Origin of the sequence: Streptomyces sp. NPDC051677 (assembly GCF_044453465.1) — a bacterium.
GTDB lineage: Bacteria > Actinomycetota > Actinomycetes > Streptomycetales > Streptomycetaceae > Streptomyces.
Map to the genome: position 1 here is coordinate 15,443 of NZ_JBITCT010000014.1, position 22,597 is coordinate 38,039.

Below are 22,597 nucleotides of genomic sequence, written 5' to 3' on the forward strand. Positions count from 1 at the left end.
CCGGACCGCGTCCGCGGCAGGCGGTTGTCCACAACGGGCGAGTTATCCACAGGCCGGCCCGATTGTCAGTGGCGGCTTGCATCATGAACGCATGACCGAGAACGAGCAGTTGCTGGCAAGGGTGGCGGCCAAGGCGGCCACCACCCGCCCGTGGGGCTGGCCTTCGCTCCCCGACCCCGTGGACGAGGCCACCCTCTCCCGCGCCGAGGCCGCCCTCGGCTTCCGCCTGCCCCCACTGCTCGCAGACCTCTACCTACGCGTAGGAGACGGCGGATTCGGCCCGGAGTACGGCCTGCTGCCCCTGTTCGACAGCCCTCCGGCCGGCGAACCCGCCGCCGTCACCCAATACCTCGCCCACCGCGAGAGCGGCCGCCAGGACCCCGACTGGCCCTGGCCCGAGGGCCTCCTGCCGATATCCCACTGGGGATGCGCGATGTACGCGTGCGTGGACTGTCACTTTCCACAGGCGACGGTCCTGCTTTTCGAACCCAACCCGGGCGACCCCGACCACGCCTGGTTCGTCGACGCCCCCAGCCTCACGGACTGGCTGCACGCCTGGCTCGACGGCACCGGCTGGTACGACGTCATGGACGAGGACCTGAGTCTGACTCCCTGGACCGAGTTCCGAATACGCACCTCGGCAACTCGGGCCACGACGCCGTAGAAAACACAGGAGAGGGGGCGAGGCAGAGGCCATAGAAGGATTCGGCGCCGTGGACGACGACGGCGGCAGCCGGCTGCCGCGCACGCGTTGAGCGGAGGCTTCCCACCGCCGTCCGGGCGACTGCACATCCGCCGAGCGCCGCCCCACGGGAACCCGCTCACATGCCGCCCCACCGGAACCGCACAGCCCACCCTCGGCCACGTTGCCCCACCCTCGGCCACGCTGCCCCGACCTCAGCCTCCGTTCCGGCCTCCGGCCTCCGGTCCCGGCCTCAGCCTCCAGTCCCGGCCTCCGGCCTCCGGGCGTGGCCTCCGGTCCCGGCTTCCGGCCCCCGCTCTCGGTCCACCCCGCCCTCGTACGGCTATCGCGCGCCCGCCCGCCGCCGTACCCCGTACGCGACCACGCCCACAGTCAGCACCCCCGCACCCACGACCACCGAAGTCCCCGGCAGCGCGAACGCGAGGACCGCGCAGCCCATGAGCCCCACGGCGGGCAGCACCCGCCGTGCGGGGGCCGAATCCAGCGTCCAGGCCGATGCGTTGGCCACGGCGTAGTACGCCAGCACACCGAAGGAGGAGAACCCGATAGCGCCCCGGACATCCACCGTGGCGGCCAGGACCGCGACCACCGAGCCCACAGCGAGCTCGGCCCGGTGCGGTACCTGGAAGCGCGGATGGACGGCCGCCAGGGCGCCGGGCAGATGCCCGTCTCTCGCCATCGCCAGCGTGGTCCGCGAGACGCCCAGGATGAGGGCGAGCAGTGAGCCCAGCGCGGCCACGGCCGCCCCGACCCGCACCACCGGCACCAGTCCGGGCACTCCCGCCGCCCGCACCGCGTCGGCCAGCGGCGCGCCCGCCCGCCCGAGGCCGTCCACTCCCAGCACGGAAAGGACAGCCACGGCCACACACGCATACACGGCCAGGGTGATGCCCAGGGCCAGTGGGATCGCGCGGGGGATGGTGCGCGCCGGGTCCCGCACCTCCTCGCCGAGGGTCGCGATGCGCGCGTACCCGGCGAAGGCGAAAAACAGCAGGCCGCCGCCCTGCAGCACCCCGCCGACGCCCCCAGAGACCCCGATATCCAGCCGCCCCGCGTCGGCGACGTCGGACGACAGGCACACGACCACCACGGAAGCGAGGACCGCCAGGACCACCGTCACGATCGCCCGCGTCAGCCAGGCCGACTTCTGGATGCCGCCGTAGTTCACCGCGGTCAGCGCCACCACTGCCCCGACCGCCACCGCGTGCGCCTGCCCCGGCCAGAGGTACGCCCCGACCGTCAGCGCCATCGCCGCACAGGAGGCCGTCTTCCCGACCACGAACGACCAACCCGCCAGATACCCCCAGAATGCGCCGAGCCGCTCGCGCCCATACACGTAGGTGCCACCCGAGGCCGGATACAGCGCGGCGAGTCGAGCCGACGACATGGCGTTGCAGTAGGCGACCAGCGCGGCGAGCGCGAGTGAGAGGAGCAGTCCGGAGCCCGCTGCGTGCGCGGCGGGAGCGAGGGCGGCGAAGACGCCGGCGCCGATCATCGAGCCGAGCCCGATGACGACGGCGTCGCCGACGCCCAGTGTCCGCCGCAGCTCGGCGGGCGATGCGGCAGGCGATCCGGGGGGCGATCCGGGCTGAGTCATGGGCCGCACCCTACTGATCGGCGGAACCACCGGGTGTCGTCGTGACGTCGTCCACATCAACACGGCACGAACCCGCGTGCGACGAAGGACGCGGGCAGCGCGGGGCGCGGCGAAAAGAGCACGGCCCGTCCGGAGCGAGCGACATCACAGTGCCCGGACAGCACGGGCACAGCACGGAAGGGCAGGTTCAGGACATGAGCATCATCAGCTGGATCATCCTGGGGCTGTTGGCCGGAGTCATCGCCAAGGTCCTGCTGCCTGGTCGTGACCCGGGCGGCTTCATCGGTACGACCCTCATCGGCGTCGCGGGCGCGTTCATCGGCGGCTGGATATCGGCCCGCTGGCTGGACCACCCGATCACCAAGGACTTCTACGACGGCGCCACCTGGGCGGCGGCGATCGGCGGTTCGCTCGTGCTCCTGATCGTCTACCGCCTGCTGTTCGGCAACTCGCGCGACTGAGCTCAGCCCTGAGCAGAGCAGTCCCTGACTGCGGCCGGGACGACCAGAAGGGTGGGCACCCGACGGGCGCCCACCCGGCCGACTACCGGTAGTTCACGAACTGCAGTGCGAAGTCGAAGTCCTGGCCCTTGAGAAGGGTGATGACGGCCTGCAGGTCATCGCGGCTCTTGGAGCTGACGCGCAGCTCCTCGCCCTGCACCTGGGCCTTCACGCCCTTGGGGCCCTCGTCGCGGATGAGCTTCGCGACCTTTTTCGCGTTGTCCTGGGAGATGCCCTCCTTGATCTCGGCGAAGAGCTTGTACTCCTTGCCGGAGAGCTGGGGCTCGCCCGCGTCCAGCGCCTTCAGCGAGATGCCGCGCTTGATCAGCTTGGACTGGAAGACGTCGAGGACAGCGTTCACCCGGTCCTCGGAGTTCGCCTCCATGAGGATCTTGTCACCGGACCACGAGATCGAGGCGCCGACGCCCTTGAAGTCGTAGCGCTGTGAGATCTCCTTGGCGGCCTGGTTGAGGGCGTTGTCGACCTCCTGCCGCTCGACCTTCGAGACGATGTCGAAACTGGAGTCGGCCATGTCCTGTGGCTCCTTGTATCGGGGTTGTATCGGAGTGCGTGTCGGGTGGGTATCGGCGTACGTGGGGGTGACCGCCGAGCCCGGCGTGATCCCGGGCCGCATCCGGACAAGCCTAGCCACCCCGCTCGCTCCGGGCGGCGAGGAATCAGGTGGCGGAGCACCCCTGGGCATCGGGTATCGTTTACGTCGTTGCCAGGGAGCACCGCCGAAAAGCGGTTCGAATGGGCAGCAAACCCGGCGGTGTGCCCGAGCGGCCAAAGGGAGCAGACTGTAAATCTGCCGGCTCAGCCTTCCCAGGTTCGAATCCTGGCGCCGCCACGCTGAGAGAGGGAACCCCTCCGTACTGCGGAAACGCAGCACGGAGGGGTTTCTTCGTGTGTGTGGGGGAAGTGCGCGGGGCGACGCGCTTCACTCTCCCTCAGGGGGTGTTTCCGAGGTGTCTCCCGGTGTCTTCGCCGCCCGTTTCACCTCCGCCTCGACGTCGGTGCGCGGTTTGTTCTCGTCCTTGGCGTGCTCGGTCACCGAGGCCTGCACGTCGCGGGCGAGGTCGCGCCAGGCGCGCCAGGCGGTTTCGTAGGTGTCGGTCTGGATCTCCGACCAGGGGGTGGCCGTGGGCGCGCCGTACGCGTCCCGCAGCTCTTCGACCCTCGCGTGTGCCTCGTCGGCCGCGCGTTGCTTCTCCACGAGTTCCTCGAAGGTATGTGCCACGTGTACGGATGCTAAGCAGGTGACCGCACTTCCGCGCGGCGAGCGGGGCGCGTTCCGCCACGGGGTACCCGCGTGGCCCACTGGGGCAGACTGGCTCCATGTCCAGCGCGTCCAGCCGTCGTAGAACCTGCCCCGAGTGCCGTCGCGAGATCGCCGTCGTCGCCGGACGGTTCGCCCGGCACGACCCGCCGGGGGCGCGGGAGAGCGGGGAGCTCGTCTCCTGCCCCGGCTCCCGTAGGACGGCGCAACTCGGCGCCGCCCAGCCGTCGTTGGACGGGTATGTGGTCCCGGAGTTCCCGGGACAGCTGCCTCTCTTCTAGCCCTTGCGGCGTGCGGCCGCCTCTAGCCCTGGCGGCGTGCGGCTGCCCTCAGTTCCCCGCCACCGCCTTCACCGCCACCGACACCGGCGCCGAGCCGCTGATCAGCTCCAGCGTGAGGCCGGACGTCGCCGGGGTGTCCAGCAGCTCCGCCAGCACGGCGGCCACGTCGTCGCGCGGGACGGGACCGCGGCCCGTACGAGCCTCCAGACGGACCAGACCGGTGCCGGCGTCGTCCGTCAGCGCGCCGGGACGCAGGATCGTCCAGTCGAGGGAGTCCAGGCCCTGCACATGCGCGTCCGCCTCGCCCTTGGCGCGCTGGTAGACGTCGAAGACATCGTCGCCCTGGTGAGCGGGGTCCGCGCCCATGGACGACACGACCACGAAGCGCCGTACGCCCGCCCGGACCGCGGCGTCCGCGAACAGCACCGCCGCGCCCCTGTCCACCGTGTCCTTGCGGGCCGTTCCGCTGCCCGGGCCCGCGCCCGCCGCGAACACCGCCGCGTCCGCGCCGCGCAGCCGCTCCGCGACCTCCTCGACGGACGCCGACTCCAGGTCCAGGACGACCGGTTCGGCACCGGCCGCCCGCAGGTCGTCGGTCTGTTCGGCCGTGCGGATGATCCCCGCGACCTCGTCTCCGCGCGCGGCGAGCAGTCGCTCCAGCCGCAGCGCGATCTGACCATGTCCACCAGCGATGACAATGCGCATGCTTCCGACCGTACGCCCGGACAGCCCCATCCGCCGCATGACTTCGGCCAGACCCCGCCCGTGTCCCCGACCACCCCACGAACCACCCCACGAACCCTCAAGCGCGCCCCTCCCGGCTGGGCGGCGGCCGCCCCAACTCCGCTGCGTCGCCGGCGTCCTCCGCGCCCTCGGCGCGCTACGAAAGCTCCCCCCGGCCCTGCCTCGGCAGGCCCAACTCCGTTGTGGCCGTCGAGTTCGTCGAGTTCGTCGAGTTGCAGTACTCGCGGGCCGCGCTCGTGCGGGCCACCACGCGCCCCCGGTGGATCACGATCCGGCTGTACGCCAGCGACAGGACGCCCGCCAGCCGGTCTCCGCGGACGGCCAGCAGGTCGGCCGGGAACCCTGCCTCCACACGGACCTCGGGCAAACCCAGAGCCGCCCGTGCGGACGTGCTCACGGCGTCATAGGCGTCCTCGGGGCGCAGGCCGTGGCGGGAGGCGAGCAGGTAAGCCGCATCCAGGGGGTCGCCGCGGCCGACCGGGTTGGAGACGTCCCGCAACGCCCCGCTGCCGGCCGCCACCCGCACCCCGGCCGCGCGCAACAGCCGTACGGGCGCGGCGCCCCGGTGTTGGGCGGCGCCGCAGCCTCCCTGGGGGAGGCAGACCACCGTCACGCCGACGGCGGCCAGTTGGTCGGCGGCGCGGCCGGCCGTCTCGACGGAGAGACGGTCGAGACCGCCGCAGGGGCTGAGGGTGACGCCGGGACGCAGACCGCCGGCCATCGCGGCGAGACGGGCGAGACGCGCCGGGTCGGCGGCGTCGGTGTGCAGGTCGACGGGGCAGCCGTGCTCGGAGGCGACCTCCAGGACGGCTTCCACGTAGCCTGTCGGATCGGGGTCCAGGTCCGGGCAGCCGCCCACCACCGAGGCCCCCATCTTCACCGCGTCGCGCAGCATCGCCAGCCCGTCCGCCCCGGCTGCCCCTGTCAGCACCCGGGGAACGGCCACCGCCGTCAGCTCGGCGAGCCCGCGCAGCGAACGCCCGGCCTGGAGGACGGCGGCCAGCGTGCCGAGGCCCTGGACGTCGCCCACCCGCACGTGGGCGCGCAGCGCGGTCGCGCCATGGCCGAGCTGCAACAGCGCGCCCTCCGTGGCACGGCGCTGGACCTCCAGAGGGGCGTACGAAACGGGGCCGTCGATGTCGGCCGTGAGCGCGGTGTCGGCGTGCGCGTGCGGCTCGGCGGGGGCGGGGAGCAGGAGGTAGCCCCCGAGGTCCAGGCGCGTGCCGCCGCGGGACGGATCGGCCGCCGGGCCCACCGTCAGGCTGCCGGCCGTGCCGACCGCCTCGATGCGCCCGCGGCCCAGCCGTACGTCCACGGTCCGGCCGTCCGTCAGAAGCGCCCCGCACAACAGGAGGTCGGCCGGATCCGGCGAGCCTCCCGAGGCATCGGACCAGGACGACCAGGACGACCAGGACGACCACGAGGGGGGCGGCTGCGGCTGACTGTCGGGCATCGCGCTCCAGGGGCTCGGCGACTGTGTCGTACGAGATCACGCGGGACGCAAGATCACGCAGAGTGAGTCGAGCCTAGGACGGCGGTTCGGCGCGGGCGGGGAGGAGCGCAATAGTCGTACCGGTGTGGTCCGCCGTGCCGGAGGCGCTCAGGAGACCGCCGGGACCTTGGGGAAACGGCCCTCCGAGCGGCCCCGGAGGGCCCCGCGAAACGGATTTGGGTGAACGGCTGCGGACCGTGTAATGTCTTCATCGCTCGCCCCAATAGCTCAGTCGGCAGAGCGTCTCCATGGTAAGGAGAAGGTCTACGGTTCGATTCCGTATTGGGGCTCTGGTGGGTGAGGTTCCCGTCGCAAGGCGGGACCTGATCCCATCAAAGCGGTGTAGCTCAGTCGGTAGAGCAAGCGGCTCATAATCGCTGTGTCACCGGTTCAAGTCCGGTCACCGCTACTGACAGTAGCCGATTGTGGGGTCGGTCCTTCGATCGGCTACTCTTCTATGCGTTAATCGTCCCATCCGTTCGTCAAGGAGCACTCCTGTGGCTGCCACCGACGTCCGCCCGAAGATCACGCTGGCCTGCGTGGAGTGCAAGGAGCGGAACTACATCACCAAGAAGAACCGGCGTAACAACCCGGACCGACTGGAGATGAAGAAGCACTGCCCGCGTTGCAACGCGCACACCGCGCACCGCGAGACGCGATAAATCAGGCTCGTATGCGAGGCCGTCCCCGAGTGATCGGGGGCGGCCTCGTGTCGTTGAGTGACCTGTACCGGTCGGTAAACCTGGTCGGTAAGGCTGATCAGTGAAGTCGGTCGGTAAAGGTGATCAGTGAAGCCGGTCAGTAGCCCGGTGGGTGTAGCCGGTCGGTGAAGTCGGTCAGTAATGCAACGCAGCGCAACCACGCAGAGCAACCAGGAGGTGCCGAGGCCCATGGCGCTCGATCAGTCCTTCGTAGGGCGGACCTATCCGCCCACCGATCCCTATGAGGTCGGCCGGGAGAAGATCCGCGAGTTCGCCGAGGCGGTGGGCGACGCCAACCCGGCGTACACCGACCCGGACGCCGCAAAGGCGCTCGGATACGCCGATGTGATCGCGCCGCCGACCTTCGTGTTCTCGATCACCTTCAAGGCGGCGGGACAGGTCGTGCGGGACCCTCAGCTGGGCCTCGACTACAACCGCGTGGTGCACGGCGACCAGAAGTTCGCCTACAAGCGTCCCGTGCGCGCCGGTGACCGGCTCACGGTCACCTCGACCATCGAGGCCGTCAAGTCCATGGCCGGCAACGACATCCTGGACATCCGTGGCGAGGTCCACGACGAGTCCGGCGAGCACGTCGTCACCGCCTGGACCAAACTCGTCGCCCGCGCGGCGGAGCCCGCAGAAGCAGATGGGGAGGCGTGAGGAACCGATGACGGCGAAGATCGCTTACGACGACGTCGAGGTCGGCACCGAGCTGCCGGGCCAGTCCTTCCCTGTGAACCGCGCCACACTCGTGCAGTACGCGGGTGCCTCGGGGGACTTCAACCCCATCCACTGGAACGAGAAGTTCGCCAAGGAGGTGGGCCTGCCGGACGTCATCGCGCACGGCATGTTCACCATGGCCGAGGCGATCCGCGTCGTCACCGACTGGACCGGCGACCCGGGCGCGCTCGTCGACTATGGCGTCCGCTTCACCAGGCCGGTCGTGGTCCCGAACGACGACCAGGGCGCCGTGATCGAGGTCGCCGGCAAGGTCGGCGCCAAGCTCGACGACAACACCGTGCGGGTCGACCTGACCGTGACCAGCGGCGGACAGAAGGTGCTCGGGATGTCCCGGGCGGTCGTGCGGCTGGGCTGACGGCAAGCGGCTGACGTCGAGCAGCTGACGGCAAACGACTGACGTCGAGCGCTGACGTCGGGCCACTGGGCCGGTGTCGGGCGGCTGCGATCGCGTATGTGAGTCGCGTAGGTGAGTAAGGGGCGTTCTCCAATTGTGGGGCGCTCCTTACTTGTTTGCGGCCCCCTACCTGCCCCAACGGGCGAGCTCGGGACGGCGTTCCGTCAGGTCCTTGGCCGCAGCCCCTCGCGGGCCCCTCCATGGCTCCTCGACGGCTCCCGGCTCCTCGACGGCTCCCGGCTCCTCGATGACTCCTGGTTCCGCTACGGCTCCTGGTTCCGCGACGGCCTCCTGGTTCCCTACCGCACCCTTGACGAAGTTAGTGATTGAGTACTAACTTATTTCCATGGTCAGGATGAGCGCAGAAGAGAGGCGTGAGAGCGTCATTCGGGCGGCGACCGCCGAGTTCGCCCGGGGCGGCTATCACGGCACCTCCACCGAGGCGATCGCCAAGCGTGTGGGTGTCTCGCAGCCGTATCTCTTCAGGCTCTTCCCGGGTAAGCGGGCGATCTTTCTCGCGGCCTCCGAGCGCTGCATGGACGACACCGTCCGTACGTTCGAGGAGGCCGCCGACGGGCTGAAGGGCCAAGAGGCCCTGCATGCCATGGCGAACGCGTACACCGCGGTCATCGCGGAGCGGCCCGAGTTGCTGCTGATGCAGATGCAGACGTACGTCGCGGTGGCCGCCGCCGAGGCGGAGGGCGACCGTGAGTTCGGCGAGGCCGTGCGGGCCGGGTGGATGAGGCTGTGGGAGACCGCCCATCTGCCGCTCGGCGCCGACGTGAACGAGACGACCACCTTCATGGCGTACGGCATGCTCGTCAACTGCCTGGTGACCATGGGGTTCGCGCCCGAGCACCGGATCTGGGAAGGGCTGTACCCGTCGGCTCGGAGCAAGGGCCGACTGGAGAAGTAGGGGGGCGGGCGGGGAGGGTGTGAGCGCTCTTTCCTGCCCCCAAAAGTTAGTCATCAATTACTAACCGAAATGATCCAACCGAAGCTCGATCAACCGCTTGGGGGAGCGATGTCACAACAGACCGCACGTCGCGGGGGAGCCGTCTGGGCCCTCGTCATCACCAGCGTCGCCGGATTCATGGCGGCCCTCGACAACCTCGTCGTCACCACCGCCCTGCCGTCCATCCGCGAGGACCTCGGCGGCGGGCTGGGCGACCTCGAATGGACCGTGAGCGCCTACACCCTCACCTTCGCCGTGCTGCTCATGTTCGGCGCGGCGCTCGGCGACCGGTTCGGCCGCCGACGGATGTTCCTCGCCGGCCTCACCGTCTTCACCGCCGCCTCCGCCGCCGCGGCCATGGCGCCCGGCATCGGCTCCCTCATCGCCGCCCGCGCGGTGCAGGGCGTCGGCGCGGCCGTCATGATGCCGCTGACGCTCACCCTCCTCACGGCCGCCGTGCCCGCCGCCAAACGCGGGATGGCGTACGGCATCTGGGGCGCCGTCAACGGACTCGCCGTCGCCTCCGGTCCGCTCATCGGCGGCAGCCTCACCGAACACGTGTCCTGGCACTGGATCTTCTGGCTGAACGTTCCGCTGGGCCTCGCCCTGCTGCCGCTCGCCCGGCTGCGCCTCGCCGAGTCGTACGGCGCCGGCGCCCCGCTCGACGTCCCCGGCACCCTGCTCGCCAGCGGCGGTCTCTTCGGGCTCGTCTACGGCCTGGTGCGCGGTCCGGCCGACGGCTGGACCAGCTCACTCGTGCTGACCGGCCTGTTCGCGGGCGGCGCCCTGCTCGTCGGGTTCGTCCTGCACGGGCTGCGGGCCAGGAACCCCATGCTGCCGATGCGGCTGTTCCGCTCCCGCGCCTTCGCCGGGATCAACGCCGCGAGCCTGCTGATGTTCCTCGGGATGTTCGGCTCGATCTTCCTGCTCAGCCAGTACATGCAGGGCGTCCTCGGCTACTCGCCCACCGAGGCCGGCCTCAGGATGCTGCCGTGGACCGGCATGCCGATGCTCGTCGCGCCGATCGCCGGCATCCTCTCCGACCGCGTCGGCGGCCGACCCGTCGTCGCCGCCGGCCTGTTCTTCCAGGCCGCCGGCCTCGGCTGGATGGCCGCCGTGGCGACCGTCGACGCTTCCTACGCAATCCAGCTGCCCGGCCTGATCGTCAGCGGCATCGGCATGGCGCTGTTCTTCGCCCCGGCCTCCAACCTGGTGATGTCCAGCGTCCGTCCGCAGGAACAGGGGATCGCGTCCGGCGCCAACAACGCACTGCGGGAGGTCGGCGGCGCCCTCGGCATCGCGGTCATGTCGTCGATCTTCTCGGCGCAGGGCGGCTACGAGTCCGGCCAGGCCTTCGTCGACGGACTGCGGCCCGCGCTGGTCACGGGCGCGGCCGTGGTCGCTTTCGCCGGGGTCGCGGCCCTGATGATACCGGCCCGGCGGCGAGCGGCCCAGGTCGAGGCGGTCACCGAGGGCGAGTCCCGGCCGGTGCCCGTCCTGGAGACCGCCGCCCACTGAGACACCAGCGGTCACCGGCACGCGCGCGCGTACGGCCCCGTCCACCTCGGCCGGGGCCGTACGCGCGCGTGCATCGACGGGCGGATGGCGGATGGCGGATGACGGACGACGAGTGGACGACGGGTGGACGACGGAGGTGCGGGCAGGACGGCGGGTGGGGCTGTCGGTGGTGTCTCGTAGGCTTGGGCGCGTGCAGGAACTCCAGGACGCCCCGCTCGCCCCGCTGACCACCTTCCGGCTGGGCGGTCCCGCCACCAGGCTGGTGACCGCGACGACCGACGCAGAGGTGATCGCCGCCGTGCGCGAGGCCGACGCCGACGGCACGCCGTTGCTCGTCGTCGGCGGCGGCTCCAACCTCGTCATCGGTGACAAGGGCTTCGAGGGCACCGCCCTGCGCATCGCCACCCGCGGCTTCGAACTCCTCGGGACCCGGCTGGAACTGGCCGCCGGCGAGGTCTGGACCGACGCCGTCGCCCGCACCGTGGAGGCCGGGCTCGCCGGCGTCGAGTGCCTGGCCGGCATCCCCGGCTCGGCAGGCGCCACGCCGATCCAGAACGTCGGGGCCTACGGCCAGGAGGTCTCCTCGACGATCACCGAGGTCATCGCCTACGACCGCCGCGAGGGCGAGACGGTCGCGCTCAGCAACGAGGAGTGCGCCTTCTCCTACCGCCACAGCCGCTTCAAGGCCGACCCCGAGCGGTACGTCGTCCTGCGCGTCCGCTTCGAACTGGCCGATGAGCACGGGCTGTCGGCGCCCCTGAAGTACGCCGAGACGGCACGCGCGCTGGGCGTCGAGCCGGGGGACCGGGTGCCGCTCGCGCAGGCCCGTGAGACCGTGCTGAAGCTGCGTGCCGGGAAGGGCATGGTCCTCGACGCCGAGGACCACGACACCTGGTCGGCCGGTTCGTTCTTCACCAACCCGATCCTCACCGACGCCGACTTCGCCGTGTTCCACGCGCGCGTGCGGGAACGGCTGGGCGACGGAGTGGAGCCGCCCGCCTATCCGGCCGGCGAGGGCCACACCAAGACCTCCGCAGCCTGGCTGATCGACAAGGCGGGCTTCACCAAGGGGTACGGCAGCGGGCCCGCCCGTATCTCCACCAAGCACACCCTCGCCCTCACCAACCGCGGCACGGCCACCACGGAGGACCTGCTGGCGCTGGCCCGTGAGGTCGTGGCCGGCGTGCGCGAGGCCTTCGGGATCACCCTCGTCAACGAGCCGGTGATGGTGGGCGTCGGCCTGTAGGCGCCTGAGCGGCCCTGAGCGGTGCCGAGCGGGCCCTGGACAAGCCACCCCTAGTAAGCCACTCCCACCCCCTGTTTCACCGTCCCCGCGTCTCCCACCATCGCCAGCATCGCGTGCGCCACGTCGGCCCGCCCGATGAACCGGCCCTTGCGCGGGAAGCCGCCCACGACGGTCCGGTAGGCCCCGGTCACCGGCTTGTCCTGCAGCCGGGGCGGCCGCACCGTCGTCCAGTCGGTGGCGCTGCGCGCCAGTTCCGCCTCCATCTCCCGCAGGTCGGCGTACACGTCCTTCAGGGCCGCCGAGACGATGCCGCGCACGGTGCGGTCCAGGGCGCCGTCGCCCTCCGGCTCGGGGCCGATCGGGCCGGCGCTCACCACGAGGAGCCGGCGCACGCCCTCCGCCTCCAGGGCTGACAGGACCGTGCGCGTGAGCCGGGCGGCGACGCCGGCGTCCTTACGGCGGCGCGCGCCGAGCCCGGACAGCACCGCGTCCCGGCCGGTCACGGCGGGGCGCAGCGCCTCCGGGTCGGTGAGGTCCGCGCGGACCACCTCCAGACGGGCGCCGGTGACGGCGAGCCCGGCCGGATCCCGTACGACGGCCGTGACCTCGTGGCCCGCGTCCAGGGCCTGTCGGACGAGCTCCCGGCCGATGCCTCCGGTGGCGCCGAAAACGGTGAACTTCATGGCGTGCTCCCACTCCCCGTCAGGTGGGTGAGCATTCACTCACCCCTGCTTCCTCTAGAGTGTGGGTAAGCGTTCACCCACCCGTCAAGAGGGGAACCCGCATGGATCGACCGGCCCGCGTCCGCATCCTCGACGCCGCGCACGAGCTGATGCTCACCGTCGGACTGGCCCGTGCCACCACCAAGGAGATCGCCAAGGCGGCCGGCTGCTCCGAGGCGGCGCTCTACAAGTACTTCGCGAGCAAGGAGGAGCTGTTCATCCGCGTCCTCGCGGAGCGGCTGCCCCGACTGACCCCGATGCTGAGCAGCCTGGCCGCGGAGCCCGGCCGGGGCACGCTGGAGGGGAACCTGACCGAGATCGCCCGCCACGCGGCTCACTTCTACGAGCAGAGCTTCCCGATCGCGGCCTCCCTGTACGCCGAGACCCAGCTCAAGCGGCGGCACGACGAGGCCATGCGGGACCTGGGCGCGGGCCCCCACGTGCCGATCGAGCAGCTGGCGGCGTATCTGCGGGCCGAGCAGGGCGTGGGCCGGGTCCGGCAGGAGGCGGACGTGTTCGCCGCGGCCTCGCTGCTGATGGGAGCCTGCGCACAGCGGGCGTTCGCCTACGACGCGCTGGGGGAGCGGCCGGACGCGGCCGACTTCGCCGCCCGACTGGCCCGCACCCTGCTGGCCGGCATCGCCGGCTGAGCGCTCAGGACGCCAGCCAGTCCTCCACCCCCGACAGCAGCTTCGCCTGCACGTCCTGCGGCGCCGCCGATCCCCGTACCGACTGCCGGGCCAGTTCCGCCAACTCCTCGTCCGTGAAGGCGTGGTGGTGGCGGGCGATGTCGTACTGGGCCGCCAGCCGCGAACCGAACAGCAGCGGGTCGTCGGCGCCCAGGGCCATGGGGACGCCCGCGTCGAACAGGGTCCGCAGCGGAACGTCGTCCGGCTTCTCGTAGACGCCCAGCGCCACGTTCGACGCGGGGCACACCTCGCAGGTCACGCCCCGGTCGGCGAGCTTCTTCAGCAGCCGCGGATCCTCGGCCGCCCGCACGCCGTGCCCCAGCCGGTTCGCGTGCAGATCGTCCAGGCAGTCGCGGACCGACGCAGGCCCCGTCAACTCGCCGCCGTGCGGGGCGGACAGCAGACCGCCCTCCCGCGCGATGGCGAACGCCCGGTCGAAGTCCCGGGCCATGCCCCGGCGTTCGTCGTTCGACAGCCCGAACCCGACCACCCCCCGGTCCGCGTACCGCACGGCCAGCCGGGCCAGGGTGCGGGCGTCCAGCGGATGCTTCATGCGGTTCGCCGCCACCAGCACCCGCATGCCGAGCCCCGTGTCGCGTGAGGCCGTCTCCACCGCGTCCAGGATGATCTCCAGCGCCGGGATCAGCCCGCCCAGCCGGGGCGCGTACGACGTCGGGTCCACCTGGATCTCCAGCCAGCCCGAGCCGTCCTTCAGGTCCTCCTCCGCGGCCTCCCGCACCAGCCGCTGGATGTCCTCCGGCTCCCTGAGACACGACCGAGCCGCGTCGTACAGGCGCTGGAAGCGGAACCAGCCCCGCTCGTCCGTGGCCCGCAGCTTCGGGGGCTCCCCGCTCGTCAGCGCCTCGGTCAGCGCCTCGGGCAGGCGCACGCCGTACTTGTCGGCCAGTTCCAGCACGGTGGCCGGGCGCATCGAACCGGTGAAGTGCAGGTGCAGATGGGCTTTCGGCAGCTCAGAGACATCACGTACACGCTCCATCTGGGAATCCTGCCGCACGTTCCCGTCGTCCTGGTACCACTTTCCCCGATAGTGGTCTTGCTCGCACAAAGCAGCGGGCCGCCTCCCGAAGGAGACGGCCCGCAACCTGCTCTTGAGAGCAGGGTCAGTCCCTGGCCTCCGCCAGCAGCTTCTGGATGCGGCTCACGCCCTCGACGAGGTCCTCGTCGCCCAGCGCGTAGGACAGGCGCAGGTAGCCCGGCGTGCCGAAGGCCTCGCCCGGCACGACCGCGACCTCGGCCTCCTCCAGGATGAGCGCGGCGAGCTCGACCGAGTCCTGCGGGCGCTTGCCGCGGATCTCCTTGCCGAGCAGCCCCTTCACCGACGGGTACGCGTAGAACGCGCCCTCGGGCTCCGGGCAGAGGACGCCGTCGATCTCGTTGAGCATCCGCACGATGGTCTTGCGGCGCCGGTCGAAGGCCTCGCGCATCTTCGCGACGGCCTCCAGGTCACCGGAGACGGCGGCCAGCGCGGCGACCTGCGCCACGTTGGAGACGTTCGACGTGGCGTGCGACTGCAGGTTCGTCGCGGCCTTGACGACGTCCTTCGGGCCGATGATCCAGCCCACCCGCCAGCCGGTCATCGCGTACGTCTTGGCGACGCCGTTGACGACGATGCACTTGTCGCGCAGCTCGGGGAGGATCGCCGGCAGCGAGGTGAACGTCGCGTCGCCGTAGACGAGGTGCTCGTAGATCTCGTCCGTCATCACCCACAGGCCGTGCTCGACGGCCCAGCGGCCGATCGCCTCGGCGTCCTCGGCGCTGTAGACCGCGCCGGTCGGGTTGGACGGGGAGACGAAGAGCACGACCTTCGTGTTCTCCGTGCGTGCCGCCTCCAGCTGCTCGACGGAGACCCGGTAGCCGGTCGTCTCGTCGGCGACGACCTCCACCGGGACACCGCCGGCCAGCCGGATCGACTCCGGGTACGTGGTCCAGTACGGCGCCGGGACGATGACCTCGTCGCCCGGGTCGAGGATCGCGGCGAACGCCTCGTAGATCGCCTGCTTGCCGCCGTTGGTCACCAGGATCTGGGACGCGTCGACCTCGTAGCCGGAGTCGCGCAGCGTCTTCGCGGCGATCGCGGCCTTCAGCTCGGGCAGCCCGCCGGCCGGCGTGTACCGGTGGTACTTCGGGTTCTTGCAGGCCTCGATCGCGGCCTCGACGATGTAGTCCGGAGTCGGGAAGTCGGGCTCGCCGGCGCCGAAGCCGATCACCGGACGCCCGGCGGCCTTCAGGGCCTTGGCCTTGGCGTCCACGGCGAGAGTGGCGGACTCGGAGATCGCGCCGACTCGGGCGGAGACCCGGCGCTCGGTGGGAGGGGTTGCAGCGCTCATGGGGTCCATGGTTTCAGACCGGAAACCGGCCCGGCACACGGGTTTCACGGACTGGTCAGCCGACGGGCCATCAGCGTGAACATCGCGGTGAACAGCGAAGCGAATCCGATCAAGAACGCTTTCCGTTCGACGAGGGGCCCAAGAGCACGTACACTCACACGTCGTTGGCCTTCAACAGCCGCGCCACAACAGGTGCACACCGAGCACCCGGTCGGATGCGGTACGTTGGGGAACACAACAAAGGGTCGTAGCTCAATTGGTAGAGCACTGGTCTCCAAAACCAGCGGTTGGGGGTTCAAGTCCCTCCGGCCCTGCTACACACACCATCACCAGGATGTGTGCGCAGCGCATGTACGTACAGCAGCAATGCACCGCCGTGCGGCTCAGACCGGGCGCGGCACGGCCACGACCCGGGAACAGGTGAGGACGAATGGCGGACGCCGTGGGCTCCATCGACACGCCTGATGCCCAGGACGAGGTGCCTGAGGCGCAGAAGAAGACCCGCAAGGGCGGCAAGCGCGCCAAGAAGGGCCCGCTGAAGCGTCTCGCGATCTTCTATCGACAGATCGTCGCGGAGCTCCGCAAGGTCGTATGGCCGACGCGGAGCCAGCTGACGACGTACACGACCGTGGTGATCGTCTTTGTCGTCATCATGATCGGCCTGGTGACCGTGATTGACTATGGACTCAGCCACGCCGCCAAGTACGTCTTCGGCTGATCCAAGAGCGAAGGGCGCCGAGGTATCCGGCGCCCCTTTCGCATGTTCCACCCCTATGTATCCAGGAAGAAGCAGCCACCGTGTCTGACCAGAACCTGAACGAGGACGTCGAGTCCGTGGACGACGAGCTCGACATCGTCGAGGGCGCGGACGAGGACCTGGACGAGTTCGAGGCTGCCGAGGCCGAGGCGGGCGAGCCCGCTGAGGAAGCCGCGCTCCACGTCGAGGACGAGGAAGCCGAGGGCGAGGAAGCCGACGAGGACGTCGAGGACGAGGACGTCGTCGCCGACGAGGCCGAGGAAGAAGAGCCGGCCGAGCCCGTCGACCCCGTCGTCGCCCTGCGCGAGGAGCTGCGCACTCTCCCCGGCGAGTGGTATGTGATCCACACATACGCCGGTTACGAGAACCGCGTGAAGACCAACCTGGAGCAGCGCGCCGTCTCGCTGAACGTCGAGGACTACATCTTCCAGGCCGAGGTGCCGCAGGAAGAGGTCGTCCAGATCAAGAACGGCGACCGCAAGACCATCCGTCAGAACAAGCTCCCCGGCTACGTGCTGGTGCGCATGGACCTGACGAACGAGTCCTGGGGCGTCGTCCGCAACACCCCCGGCGTCACCGGCTTCGTGGGCAACGCCTACGACCCGTACCCGCTGACCCTGGACGAGATCGTCAAGATGCTCGCCCCGGAGGCCGAGGAGAAGGCCGCCCGTGAGGCCGCCGAGGCCGAGGGCAAGCCGGCTCCGGCCCGCAAGGTCGAGGTCCAGGTGCTGGACTTCGAGGTCGGCGACTCGGTCACCGTCACCGACGGCCCGTTCGCCACGCTGCAGGCCACGATCAACGAGATCAACGCCGACTCGAAGAAGGTCAAGGGCCTCGTCGAGATCTTCGGCCGCGAGACCCCGGTCGAGCTCAGCTTCGACCAGATTCAGAAGAACTAGACCTCAACTCTTCCGACCAGGTCAGGCGGGCTGCCTCAGCTTGCCTGACCTGCTCGGTTTTTGGCCGCGCATCTATACCCGTTATCGTTGTGCGGTATGCCTGCGTTCGGTTGGTTCCCTGGCGCGGGCATGGACCCGAATGAAAGGACCCGGAGAGCAATGCCTCCCAAGAAGAAGAAGGTCACGGGGCTCATCAAGCTCCAGATCAACGCCGGTGCGGCGAACCCGGCCCCGCCGGTCGGCCCCGCGCTCGGTCAGCACGGCGTCAACATCATGGAGTTCTGCAAGGCCTACAACGCCGCGACCGAGTCGCAGCGTGGCTGGGTGATCCCGGTGGAGATCACGGTCTACGAGGACCGCTCCTTCACCTTCGTCACCAAGACGCCGCCGGCCGCGAAGATGATCCTCAAGGCCGCTGGCGTCGAGAAGGGCTCCGGCGAGCCGCACAAGACCAAGGTCGCCAAGATCACCGAGGCGCAGGTCCGTGAGATCGCCACGACCAAGCTGCCCGACCTGAACGCCAACGACCTGGACGCCGCGTCGAAGATCATCGCCGGCACCGCCCGTTCCATGGGCATCACCGTCGAGGGCTGACCTCACCCCCCCGTACCAAGCAGACGTGTGGAAGGGCCTGCTCGGCCCGTACCACGACTCCTCAGAATCACCAGGAGCAGTAGTGAGCAAGCGCAGCAAGTCTCTCCGCGCTGCGGACGCCAAGATCGACCGGGAGAAGCTCTACGCCCCGCTCGAGGCCGTCCGTCTCGCCAAGGAGACCTCCACGAGCAAGTTCGACGGCACCGTCGAGGTCGCCTTCCGCCTGGGTGTCGACCCGCGCAAGGCCGACCAGATGGTCCGTGGCACCGTGAACCTGCCGCACGGCACCGGCAAGACCGCCCGGGTCCTGGTCTTCGCGACCGGTGACCGTGCTGCGGCCGCGGAGGCCGCTGGCGCCGACATCGTCGGCTCCGACGAACTGATCGACGAGGTCGCGAAGGGCCGTCTGGACTTCGACGCCGTCGTCGCCACCCCGGACCTCATGGGCAAGGTCGGCCGCCTCGGCCGCGTGCTCGGTCCGCGTGGTCTGATGCCGAACCCGAAGACCGGCACCGTCACCCCCGACGTGGCCAAGGCCGTCACGGAGATCAAGGGCGGCAAGATCGAGTTCCGCGTCGACAAGCACTCGAACCTGCACTTCATCATCGGCAAGACGTCGTTCGACGACACCAAGCTGGTGGAGAACTACGGCGCGGCCCTGGAGGAGATCCTCCGTCTGAAGCCGTCCGCCGCCAAGGGTCGCTACATCAAGAAGGCCGCTCTCAGCACCACGATCGGCCCCGGCATCCAGCTCGACCCGAACCGCACCCGCAACCTCCTCGTCGAGGAGGACCCGGCCGCGGTCTGAACCTGACGGTTCGCCCTGAGTCGGCGACGAGCCCCGCAACCTTTCGAGGTGCGGGGCTCGTCCCTTTCCTCGTACGGGTGTCAGTGCTGTGCGTTAGCGTGCAGTCACGGGAATCCTTGGGGGTGGGGCGAGTGAAGCGTGCGACCGTGCGCCGTACGAGTCTGTCGATCGTTGCGATGACGCTGTTCGCGGGGGTGGCCGCCTGCAGCTCCGGCGGGTCGGGCGGGTCCGCAAGCTCCGAAAGCTCCTCAAGATCCAGCGGCTCCGACAAGGGCGGTGGGGACGGCAGCCCGCGGCTCAGCCCCATAGCGGCCCTGCGCACCGCCGAGAAGTCCACCGACGGCGCCGACTCCGCGAAGGTCGAGTCGACCACCACGATGGGCTCGGTGATGTCGATGACCGCCGACGGCGCCCTCGGCTGGGGCGACGGCCTCACCGGCACCCTCACCATCGTCTACACCGGCGGCACCATGGCCGACACGATGCGCCAGACTGGCACCACGTCGATGGAGGCCCGCTACCTGCCCGACGCCTACTACGCGAGGATGGGCGACACCTTCGCCGCACAGGCCGGCGGCCGGCACTGGATCAAGTACGCCTACGACGACCTGGAGAGCCTCGGCGGCAGCTCCGGCGCGTATCTGAAGGACCAGATGCAGAACACCACCCCGAACCAGTCGGTGAGGCTCCTGCTGGCCTCCGGGGACGTGCGGGAGGTCGGCGAGGAGAAGGTGCGGGGCCAGCACACCACGCACTACTCGGGGACGCTCGACGTGGCCGACCTCGCCGAGAAGAACTCCAGCCTCACCCGCGGCCAGCTCGACGACCTGCGCAAGACGCTGCAGCAGGCCGGCGTCACCACCGAGACCGTCGACATCTGGGTCGACGACCGGGACCTGCTGGTCAAGAAGATCGAGAAGGGCGAGAGCACGGCGGGCGCCTACTCCCAGACCGCGTACTACACCGACTACGGCACCAAGGTCTCCGCCCAGGCGCCCCCGGCGAGCGACACCGCCGACTTCACGGAGCTGCTGAAGCAGCAGAAGGGGGCGGGCGTCGGCTCGTAATTCACGGGACCTCCCCGGCCCCTCTGGGATACCTTCACGGTCTTGCTGTGCATCGACCGTGTGTTCTCTGTATGGGGTTCTGGGGGAAATGAATGAGGTCTTCCGTAGGCGTCCTCGGGCTGTCCGCGCTGCTCGTCACCGGGTGCGCGGCGACGACGGGCGGCACGGACGGCGCCGGTGACTCGGAGGCCGCGGCCGCCGTCACCCGCGCCGCGAAGAAGGCGGAGCAGCCCGTCTCCCTGCGCTACCGCATGACCGGCCGGACGCCGGAGGAGGGCCGGATCAAGGCCGAGGCCGCCATCGGCGTCAAACCGCCCATCATGAGCCTGAAGTCCACCGTGCTCAGCGGGCCGGACAAGGGCACGGGCGAGTACCGGATGGTCGACGGAGCGCTGTACGTGGGCACCGACACGGCCAACGAGGACGGCAAGCACTGGGTCAAGTTCGGTGCGCCGGGCAAGTCCGACACACCGAGCGGCATCAAGGTCGACACCGGCACGGCGGCCGACAAGGTCCGCGAGAACCCCTCCCGCGAGAGCGGCTTCCTCACCGCGGCCGACGACCTGAAGAAGGCCGGCGCCGAGACCGTCGAGGGCGTCCGCACCACCCACTACACGGGCACGGCCACCCTCGACGACATCCGCGCCGCCTACAAGGACGACGCCGCCGACGTCCGGCAGCGGACCGAGAAGAGCCTCGCGCAGTACGAGAAGCAGGGCGTCGACGAGCTCACCATGGACCTGTGGGTCGACGCCGAGGACCACACGCGGCAGTTGCGCGTACAGGGCATGGGGCGGCACGGCCAGCTCGACCTCACCATCACGTTCCTCGACTTCGGAAAGCCCGTGACCGTGAAGGCGCCGCCCGCCTCCGACACGGTGGACATGGCCAAGGAGCTGAAGAAGTCCCGCGGTTGAGCGGCAAGAGGGCCCGTCCGGGCGGATTTGCTTGACGGTGACCCGTTCACGTACTCTCCTACAGAAGCCAAAGACCGCTGGTCGTTGCCGTGCTCTCGGACAGAGGGGGCGGTGGCCGAAGGATCCGCTGCAATGCGGACGACCCGCGCAGGTGTCAGTGGATGCGCTCCCGGACTGAACTCCTTTCACGGAATTCATTCGGTCGAGCTACGCCCCGTGCGCCTGCGCCGGGGCGTTTCGTCTGTCACAGCCCCTTCTGAGCGGTCCTCATCACCCGGAAGGAGGCCGACGCTCTATGGCAAGGCCCGACAAGGCTGCCGCGGTAGCCGAGCTGACGGACGCGTTCCGCAGCTCGAACGCCGCCGTGCTGACCGAGTACCGGGGTCTCACCGTGGCGCAGCTGAAGACGCTGCGTCGTTCGCTCGGTGAGAACGCCCAGTACGCCGTGGTGAAGAACACGCTGACCAAGATTGCGGCCAACGAGGCCGGGATCAACACGCTCGACGACCTGTTCAACGGTCCGACGGCGGTCGCCTTCATCACCGGTGACCCGGTGGAGTCGGCGAAGGGTCTTCGTGACTTCGCCAAGGACAACCCGAACCTCGTCATCAAGGGCGGTGTCCTTGACGGCAAGGCGCTGTCCGCCGACGAGATCAAGAAGCTTGCGGACCTCGAGTCCCGCGAGGTTCTGCTCAGCAAGCTGGCGGGTGCCTTCAAGGGCAAGCAGACTCAGGCTGCTCAGCTCTTCCAGGCGCTTCCCTCGAAGCTCGTCCGCACCGTGGACGCTCTTCGCGCCAAGCAGGCCGAGCAGGGCGGTGCCGAGTAATTCGGCTCCCGAAATGACCGTCGCCTTCAGGCAGCCCGCCTGAAGCAGCGGTCGTAGCGGGCCGAACGTACGCCCGCCAGACATGTACATACCGGCACCAGCCGAATTAGTGGAAGGAAAGCCGTCATGGCTCTCACCCAGGACGAACTGCTCGCCGAGTTCGAGGGTATGACCCTCATCCAGCTCTCCGAGTTCGTGAAGGCGTTCGAGGAGAAGTTCGACGTCACCGCCGCCGCCGCGGTCGCCGCCGCCCCCGCGGGCCCGGCCGCCGTTGCCGAGGTCGCTGAGGAGCAGGACGAGTTCGACGTCGTCCTCACCGGCGCCGGCGAGAAGAAGATCCAGGTCATCAAGGTCGTGCGTGAGCTGACCTCCCTGGGTCTGAAGGAGGCCAAGGACCTCGTGGACGGCGCCCCGAAGCCCGTTCTCGAGAAGGTCGCCAAGGAGGCCGCTGAGAAGGCCGCCGAGTCCCTCAAGGCCGCCGGCGCCTCGGTCGAGGTCAAGTAAGTAACCATTTGCGGCTACCGCCGCGTGGCTGCCGGTCGGCGACGACCGTACGCAAAGGCTGAATCAGTCCCTCCGGGGCTGTAACGCCCACGCACCGAAGAGCGATCATCCATCTGGGTGGTCGCTCTTCGTCGTTCCTGGGGGCGCGGCCACGGTTGCCTGGTACCCCTGTGAGCGGGGGGTATGGTGATCTTCGTCGTGTCTCCGAGCGTCCCGGTCAGCGCAGGGGGGCCTTGACGAACCGCACGCAGCGCGCAATTCTCAGGACGCGTCGTCACAAGGATCCGAATCCGAGGCATGGATCGGCGACGAAGA

Annotated in this window: 26 protein-coding genes and 4 tRNA genes; 22 read left to right on the top strand and 8 right to left on the bottom strand. The window is 69.8% G+C overall.

Features of this window, described 5'->3' with window-relative positions:
* The first annotated feature begins 91 nt into the window (after nucleotides 1-91).
* On the top strand, nucleotides 92-664 hold the full coding sequence (locus ACIBAF_RS18260; protein WP_399464256.1) for an SMI1/KNR4 family protein: 573 nt from the start codon (nucleotides 92-94) through the stop codon (nucleotides 662-664).
* A 361-nt stretch (nucleotides 665-1,025) separates the two neighbouring features.
* On the opposite strand, the gene ACIBAF_RS18265 is transcribed toward ACIBAF_RS18260, so the two are convergent.
* Nucleotides 1,026-2,300, bottom strand: coding sequence for an APC family permease (locus ACIBAF_RS18265; protein ID WP_399464257.1), 1,275 nt, complete (start codon nucleotides 2,298-2,300; stop codon nucleotides 1,026-1,028).
* A gap of 194 nt (nucleotides 2,301-2,494) precedes the next feature.
* On the opposite strand from ACIBAF_RS18265, the gene ACIBAF_RS18270 reads away from it, so the two are divergent.
* Entirely contained in the window at nucleotides 2,495-2,761 is a 267-nt protein-coding gene (locus ACIBAF_RS18270) for a GlsB/YeaQ/YmgE family stress response membrane protein (protein WP_020132690.1), read from the top strand.
* 82 nt (nucleotides 2,762-2,843) lie between these two features.
* On the opposite strand, the gene ACIBAF_RS18275 is transcribed toward ACIBAF_RS18270, so the two are convergent.
* The gene (locus ACIBAF_RS18275; RefSeq protein ID WP_363168844.1) at nucleotides 2,844-3,332 is read right to left on the bottom strand and encodes a YajQ family cyclic di-GMP-binding protein; all 489 of its coding nucleotides are present in this window, start codon (nucleotides 3,330-3,332) and stop codon (nucleotides 2,844-2,846) included.
* Between the two features lie 236 nt (nucleotides 3,333-3,568).
* On the opposite strand from ACIBAF_RS18275, the gene ACIBAF_RS18280 reads away from it, so the two are divergent.
* A tRNA-Tyr gene (locus tag ACIBAF_RS18280) sits at nucleotides 3,569-3,650 on the top strand.
* Nucleotides 3,651-3,740: 90 nt separating this feature from the next.
* Here ACIBAF_RS18280 and ACIBAF_RS18285 read toward each other — a convergent pair.
* On the bottom strand, nucleotides 3,741-4,040 hold the full coding sequence (locus tag ACIBAF_RS18285; protein WP_399464258.1) for a hypothetical protein: 300 nt from the start codon (nucleotides 4,038-4,040) through the stop codon (nucleotides 3,741-3,743).
* Between the two features lie 98 nt (nucleotides 4,041-4,138).
* Here ACIBAF_RS18285 and ACIBAF_RS18290 point away from each other — a divergent pair, with 98 nt between their 5' ends.
* The gene (locus ACIBAF_RS18290) at nucleotides 4,139-4,360 is read left to right on the top strand and encodes a hypothetical protein (RefSeq protein WP_399464259.1); all 222 of its coding nucleotides are present in this window, start codon (nucleotides 4,139-4,141) and stop codon (nucleotides 4,358-4,360) included.
* Between the two features lie 48 nt (nucleotides 4,361-4,408).
* Here ACIBAF_RS18290 and ACIBAF_RS18295 read toward each other — a convergent pair whose 3' ends face one another.
* Both ACIBAF_RS18295 and ACIBAF_RS18300 read right to left on the bottom strand, forming a co-directional pair.
* The gene (locus ACIBAF_RS18295) at nucleotides 4,409-5,065 is read right to left on the bottom strand and encodes an SDR family oxidoreductase (RefSeq protein ID WP_399464260.1); all 657 of its coding nucleotides are present in this window, start codon (nucleotides 5,063-5,065) and stop codon (nucleotides 4,409-4,411) included.
* 175 nt (nucleotides 5,066-5,240) lie between these two features.
* Nucleotides 5,241-6,557, bottom strand: coding sequence for a hydrolase (locus tag ACIBAF_RS18300; protein WP_399464261.1), 1,317 nt, complete (start codon nucleotides 6,555-6,557; stop codon nucleotides 5,241-5,243).
* A gap of 256 nt (nucleotides 6,558-6,813) precedes the next feature.
* Between ACIBAF_RS18300 and ACIBAF_RS18305 the strand changes: the two genes are divergently transcribed.
* The 8 genes from ACIBAF_RS18305 to ACIBAF_RS18340 all read left to right on the top strand — a co-directional run bounded on the left by ACIBAF_RS18305 (nucleotide 6,814) and on the right by ACIBAF_RS18340 (nucleotide 12,151).
* A tRNA-Thr gene (locus ACIBAF_RS18305) sits at nucleotides 6,814-6,886 on the top strand.
* Between the two features lie 46 nt (nucleotides 6,887-6,932).
* Nucleotides 6,933-7,005 (top strand) — tRNA-Met (locus tag ACIBAF_RS18310).
* Nucleotides 7,006-7,093: 88 nt separating this feature from the next.
* A complete protein-coding gene (gene rpmG / locus ACIBAF_RS18315; protein WP_003948671.1) occupies nucleotides 7,094-7,258 on the top strand; it encodes a 50S ribosomal protein L33 in 165 nt (54 codons plus the stop codon).
* A gap of 228 nt (nucleotides 7,259-7,486) precedes the next feature.
* Nucleotides 7,487-7,957 carry a MaoC family dehydratase N-terminal domain-containing protein gene (locus ACIBAF_RS18320; protein WP_399464262.1) on the top strand — a complete coding sequence of 157 codons (471 nt, stop codon included), beginning with the start codon at nucleotides 7,487-7,489 and terminating at the stop codon, nucleotides 7,955-7,957.
* Between the two features lie 7 nt (nucleotides 7,958-7,964).
* Entirely contained in the window at nucleotides 7,965-8,393 is a 429-nt protein-coding gene (locus ACIBAF_RS18325; RefSeq protein WP_399464263.1) for a MaoC family dehydratase, read from the top strand.
* Nucleotides 8,394-8,778: 385 nt separating this feature from the next.
* Nucleotides 8,779-9,348, top strand: a complete 570-nt coding sequence (locus tag ACIBAF_RS18330) for a TetR/AcrR family transcriptional regulator (RefSeq protein ID WP_399464264.1) — start codon at nucleotides 8,779-8,781, stop codon at nucleotides 9,346-9,348.
* Nucleotides 9,349-9,456: 108 nt separating this feature from the next.
* Nucleotides 9,457-10,905, top strand: a complete 1,449-nt coding sequence (locus tag ACIBAF_RS18335; RefSeq protein WP_399464265.1) for a DHA2 family efflux MFS transporter permease subunit — start codon at nucleotides 9,457-9,459, stop codon at nucleotides 10,903-10,905.
* 190 nt (nucleotides 10,906-11,095) lie between these two features.
* Nucleotides 11,096-12,151, top strand: a complete 1,056-nt coding sequence (locus ACIBAF_RS18340) for a UDP-N-acetylmuramate dehydrogenase (protein WP_399464266.1) — start codon at nucleotides 11,096-11,098, stop codon at nucleotides 12,149-12,151.
* 50 nt (nucleotides 12,152-12,201) lie between these two features.
* Here the strand turns inward: ACIBAF_RS18340 and ACIBAF_RS18345 are convergent, their stop codons facing one another.
* Complete coding sequence (locus ACIBAF_RS18345) at nucleotides 12,202-12,834, bottom strand: NAD(P)-dependent oxidoreductase (RefSeq protein WP_399464267.1); 633 nt, start codon at nucleotides 12,832-12,834, stop codon at nucleotides 12,202-12,204.
* Between the two features lie 101 nt (nucleotides 12,835-12,935).
* Here ACIBAF_RS18345 and ACIBAF_RS18350 point away from each other — a divergent pair, with 101 nt between their 5' ends.
* Nucleotides 12,936-13,523, top strand: a complete 588-nt coding sequence (locus tag ACIBAF_RS18350; RefSeq protein ID WP_399464268.1) for a TetR/AcrR family transcriptional regulator — start codon at nucleotides 12,936-12,938, stop codon at nucleotides 13,521-13,523.
* A gap of 4 nt (nucleotides 13,524-13,527) precedes the next feature.
* On the opposite strand, the gene ACIBAF_RS18355 is transcribed toward ACIBAF_RS18350, so the two are convergent.
* Together ACIBAF_RS18355 and ACIBAF_RS18360 are read right to left on the bottom strand one after the other, a co-directional pair.
* On the bottom strand, nucleotides 13,528-14,559 hold the full coding sequence (locus ACIBAF_RS18355) for an adenosine deaminase (RefSeq protein WP_399464269.1): 1,032 nt from the start codon (nucleotides 14,557-14,559) through the stop codon (nucleotides 13,528-13,530).
* Nucleotides 14,560-14,683: 124 nt separating this feature from the next.
* Entirely contained in the window at nucleotides 14,684-15,910 is a 1,227-nt protein-coding gene (locus ACIBAF_RS18360) for a pyridoxal phosphate-dependent aminotransferase (RefSeq protein ID WP_319334140.1), read from the bottom strand.
* Between the two features lie 241 nt (nucleotides 15,911-16,151).
* On the opposite strand from ACIBAF_RS18360, the gene ACIBAF_RS18365 reads away from it, so the two are divergent.
* From ACIBAF_RS18365 to rplL, 9 genes are all read left to right on the top strand, one after another.
* A tRNA-Trp gene (locus tag ACIBAF_RS18365) sits at nucleotides 16,152-16,224 on the top strand.
* Between the two features lie 116 nt (nucleotides 16,225-16,340).
* On the top strand, nucleotides 16,341-16,628 hold the full coding sequence (secE, locus tag ACIBAF_RS18370) for a preprotein translocase subunit SecE (RefSeq protein WP_079660434.1): 288 nt from the start codon (nucleotides 16,341-16,343) through the stop codon (nucleotides 16,626-16,628).
* Nucleotides 16,629-16,708: 80 nt separating this feature from the next.
* Nucleotides 16,709-17,566: a transcription termination/antitermination protein NusG gene (gene nusG / locus ACIBAF_RS18375; protein WP_399464270.1), complete on the top strand. Its 858-nt coding sequence runs from the start codon at nucleotides 16,709-16,711 to the stop codon at nucleotides 17,564-17,566.
* A gap of 159 nt (nucleotides 17,567-17,725) precedes the next feature.
* Nucleotides 17,726-18,160 (top strand): 50S ribosomal protein L11, encoded by a 435-nt coding sequence (rplK, locus tag ACIBAF_RS18380; protein WP_005481290.1) that lies wholly within the window; start codon nucleotides 17,726-17,728, stop codon nucleotides 18,158-18,160.
* A gap of 82 nt (nucleotides 18,161-18,242) precedes the next feature.
* Nucleotides 18,243-18,968 (top strand): 50S ribosomal protein L1, encoded by a 726-nt coding sequence (rplA, locus tag ACIBAF_RS18385; RefSeq protein WP_399464271.1) that lies wholly within the window; start codon nucleotides 18,243-18,245, stop codon nucleotides 18,966-18,968.
* A gap of 131 nt (nucleotides 18,969-19,099) precedes the next feature.
* On the top strand, nucleotides 19,100-20,035 hold the full coding sequence (locus tag ACIBAF_RS18390) for a hypothetical protein (protein ID WP_399464272.1): 936 nt from the start codon (nucleotides 19,100-19,102) through the stop codon (nucleotides 20,033-20,035).
* A 92-nt stretch (nucleotides 20,036-20,127) separates the two neighbouring features.
* On the top strand, nucleotides 20,128-20,952 hold the full coding sequence (locus ACIBAF_RS18395) for a hypothetical protein (RefSeq protein WP_399464273.1): 825 nt from the start codon (nucleotides 20,128-20,130) through the stop codon (nucleotides 20,950-20,952).
* A gap of 295 nt (nucleotides 20,953-21,247) precedes the next feature.
* Complete coding sequence (rplJ, locus tag ACIBAF_RS18400; protein WP_399464274.1) at nucleotides 21,248-21,778, top strand: 50S ribosomal protein L10; 531 nt, start codon at nucleotides 21,248-21,250, stop codon at nucleotides 21,776-21,778.
* Nucleotides 21,779-21,904: 126 nt separating this feature from the next.
* Nucleotides 21,905-22,282, top strand: a complete 378-nt coding sequence (gene rplL, locus ACIBAF_RS18405; protein WP_399464275.1) for a 50S ribosomal protein L7/L12 — start codon at nucleotides 21,905-21,907, stop codon at nucleotides 22,280-22,282.
* The last annotated feature ends 315 nt before the right edge of the window (nucleotides 22,283-22,597 follow it).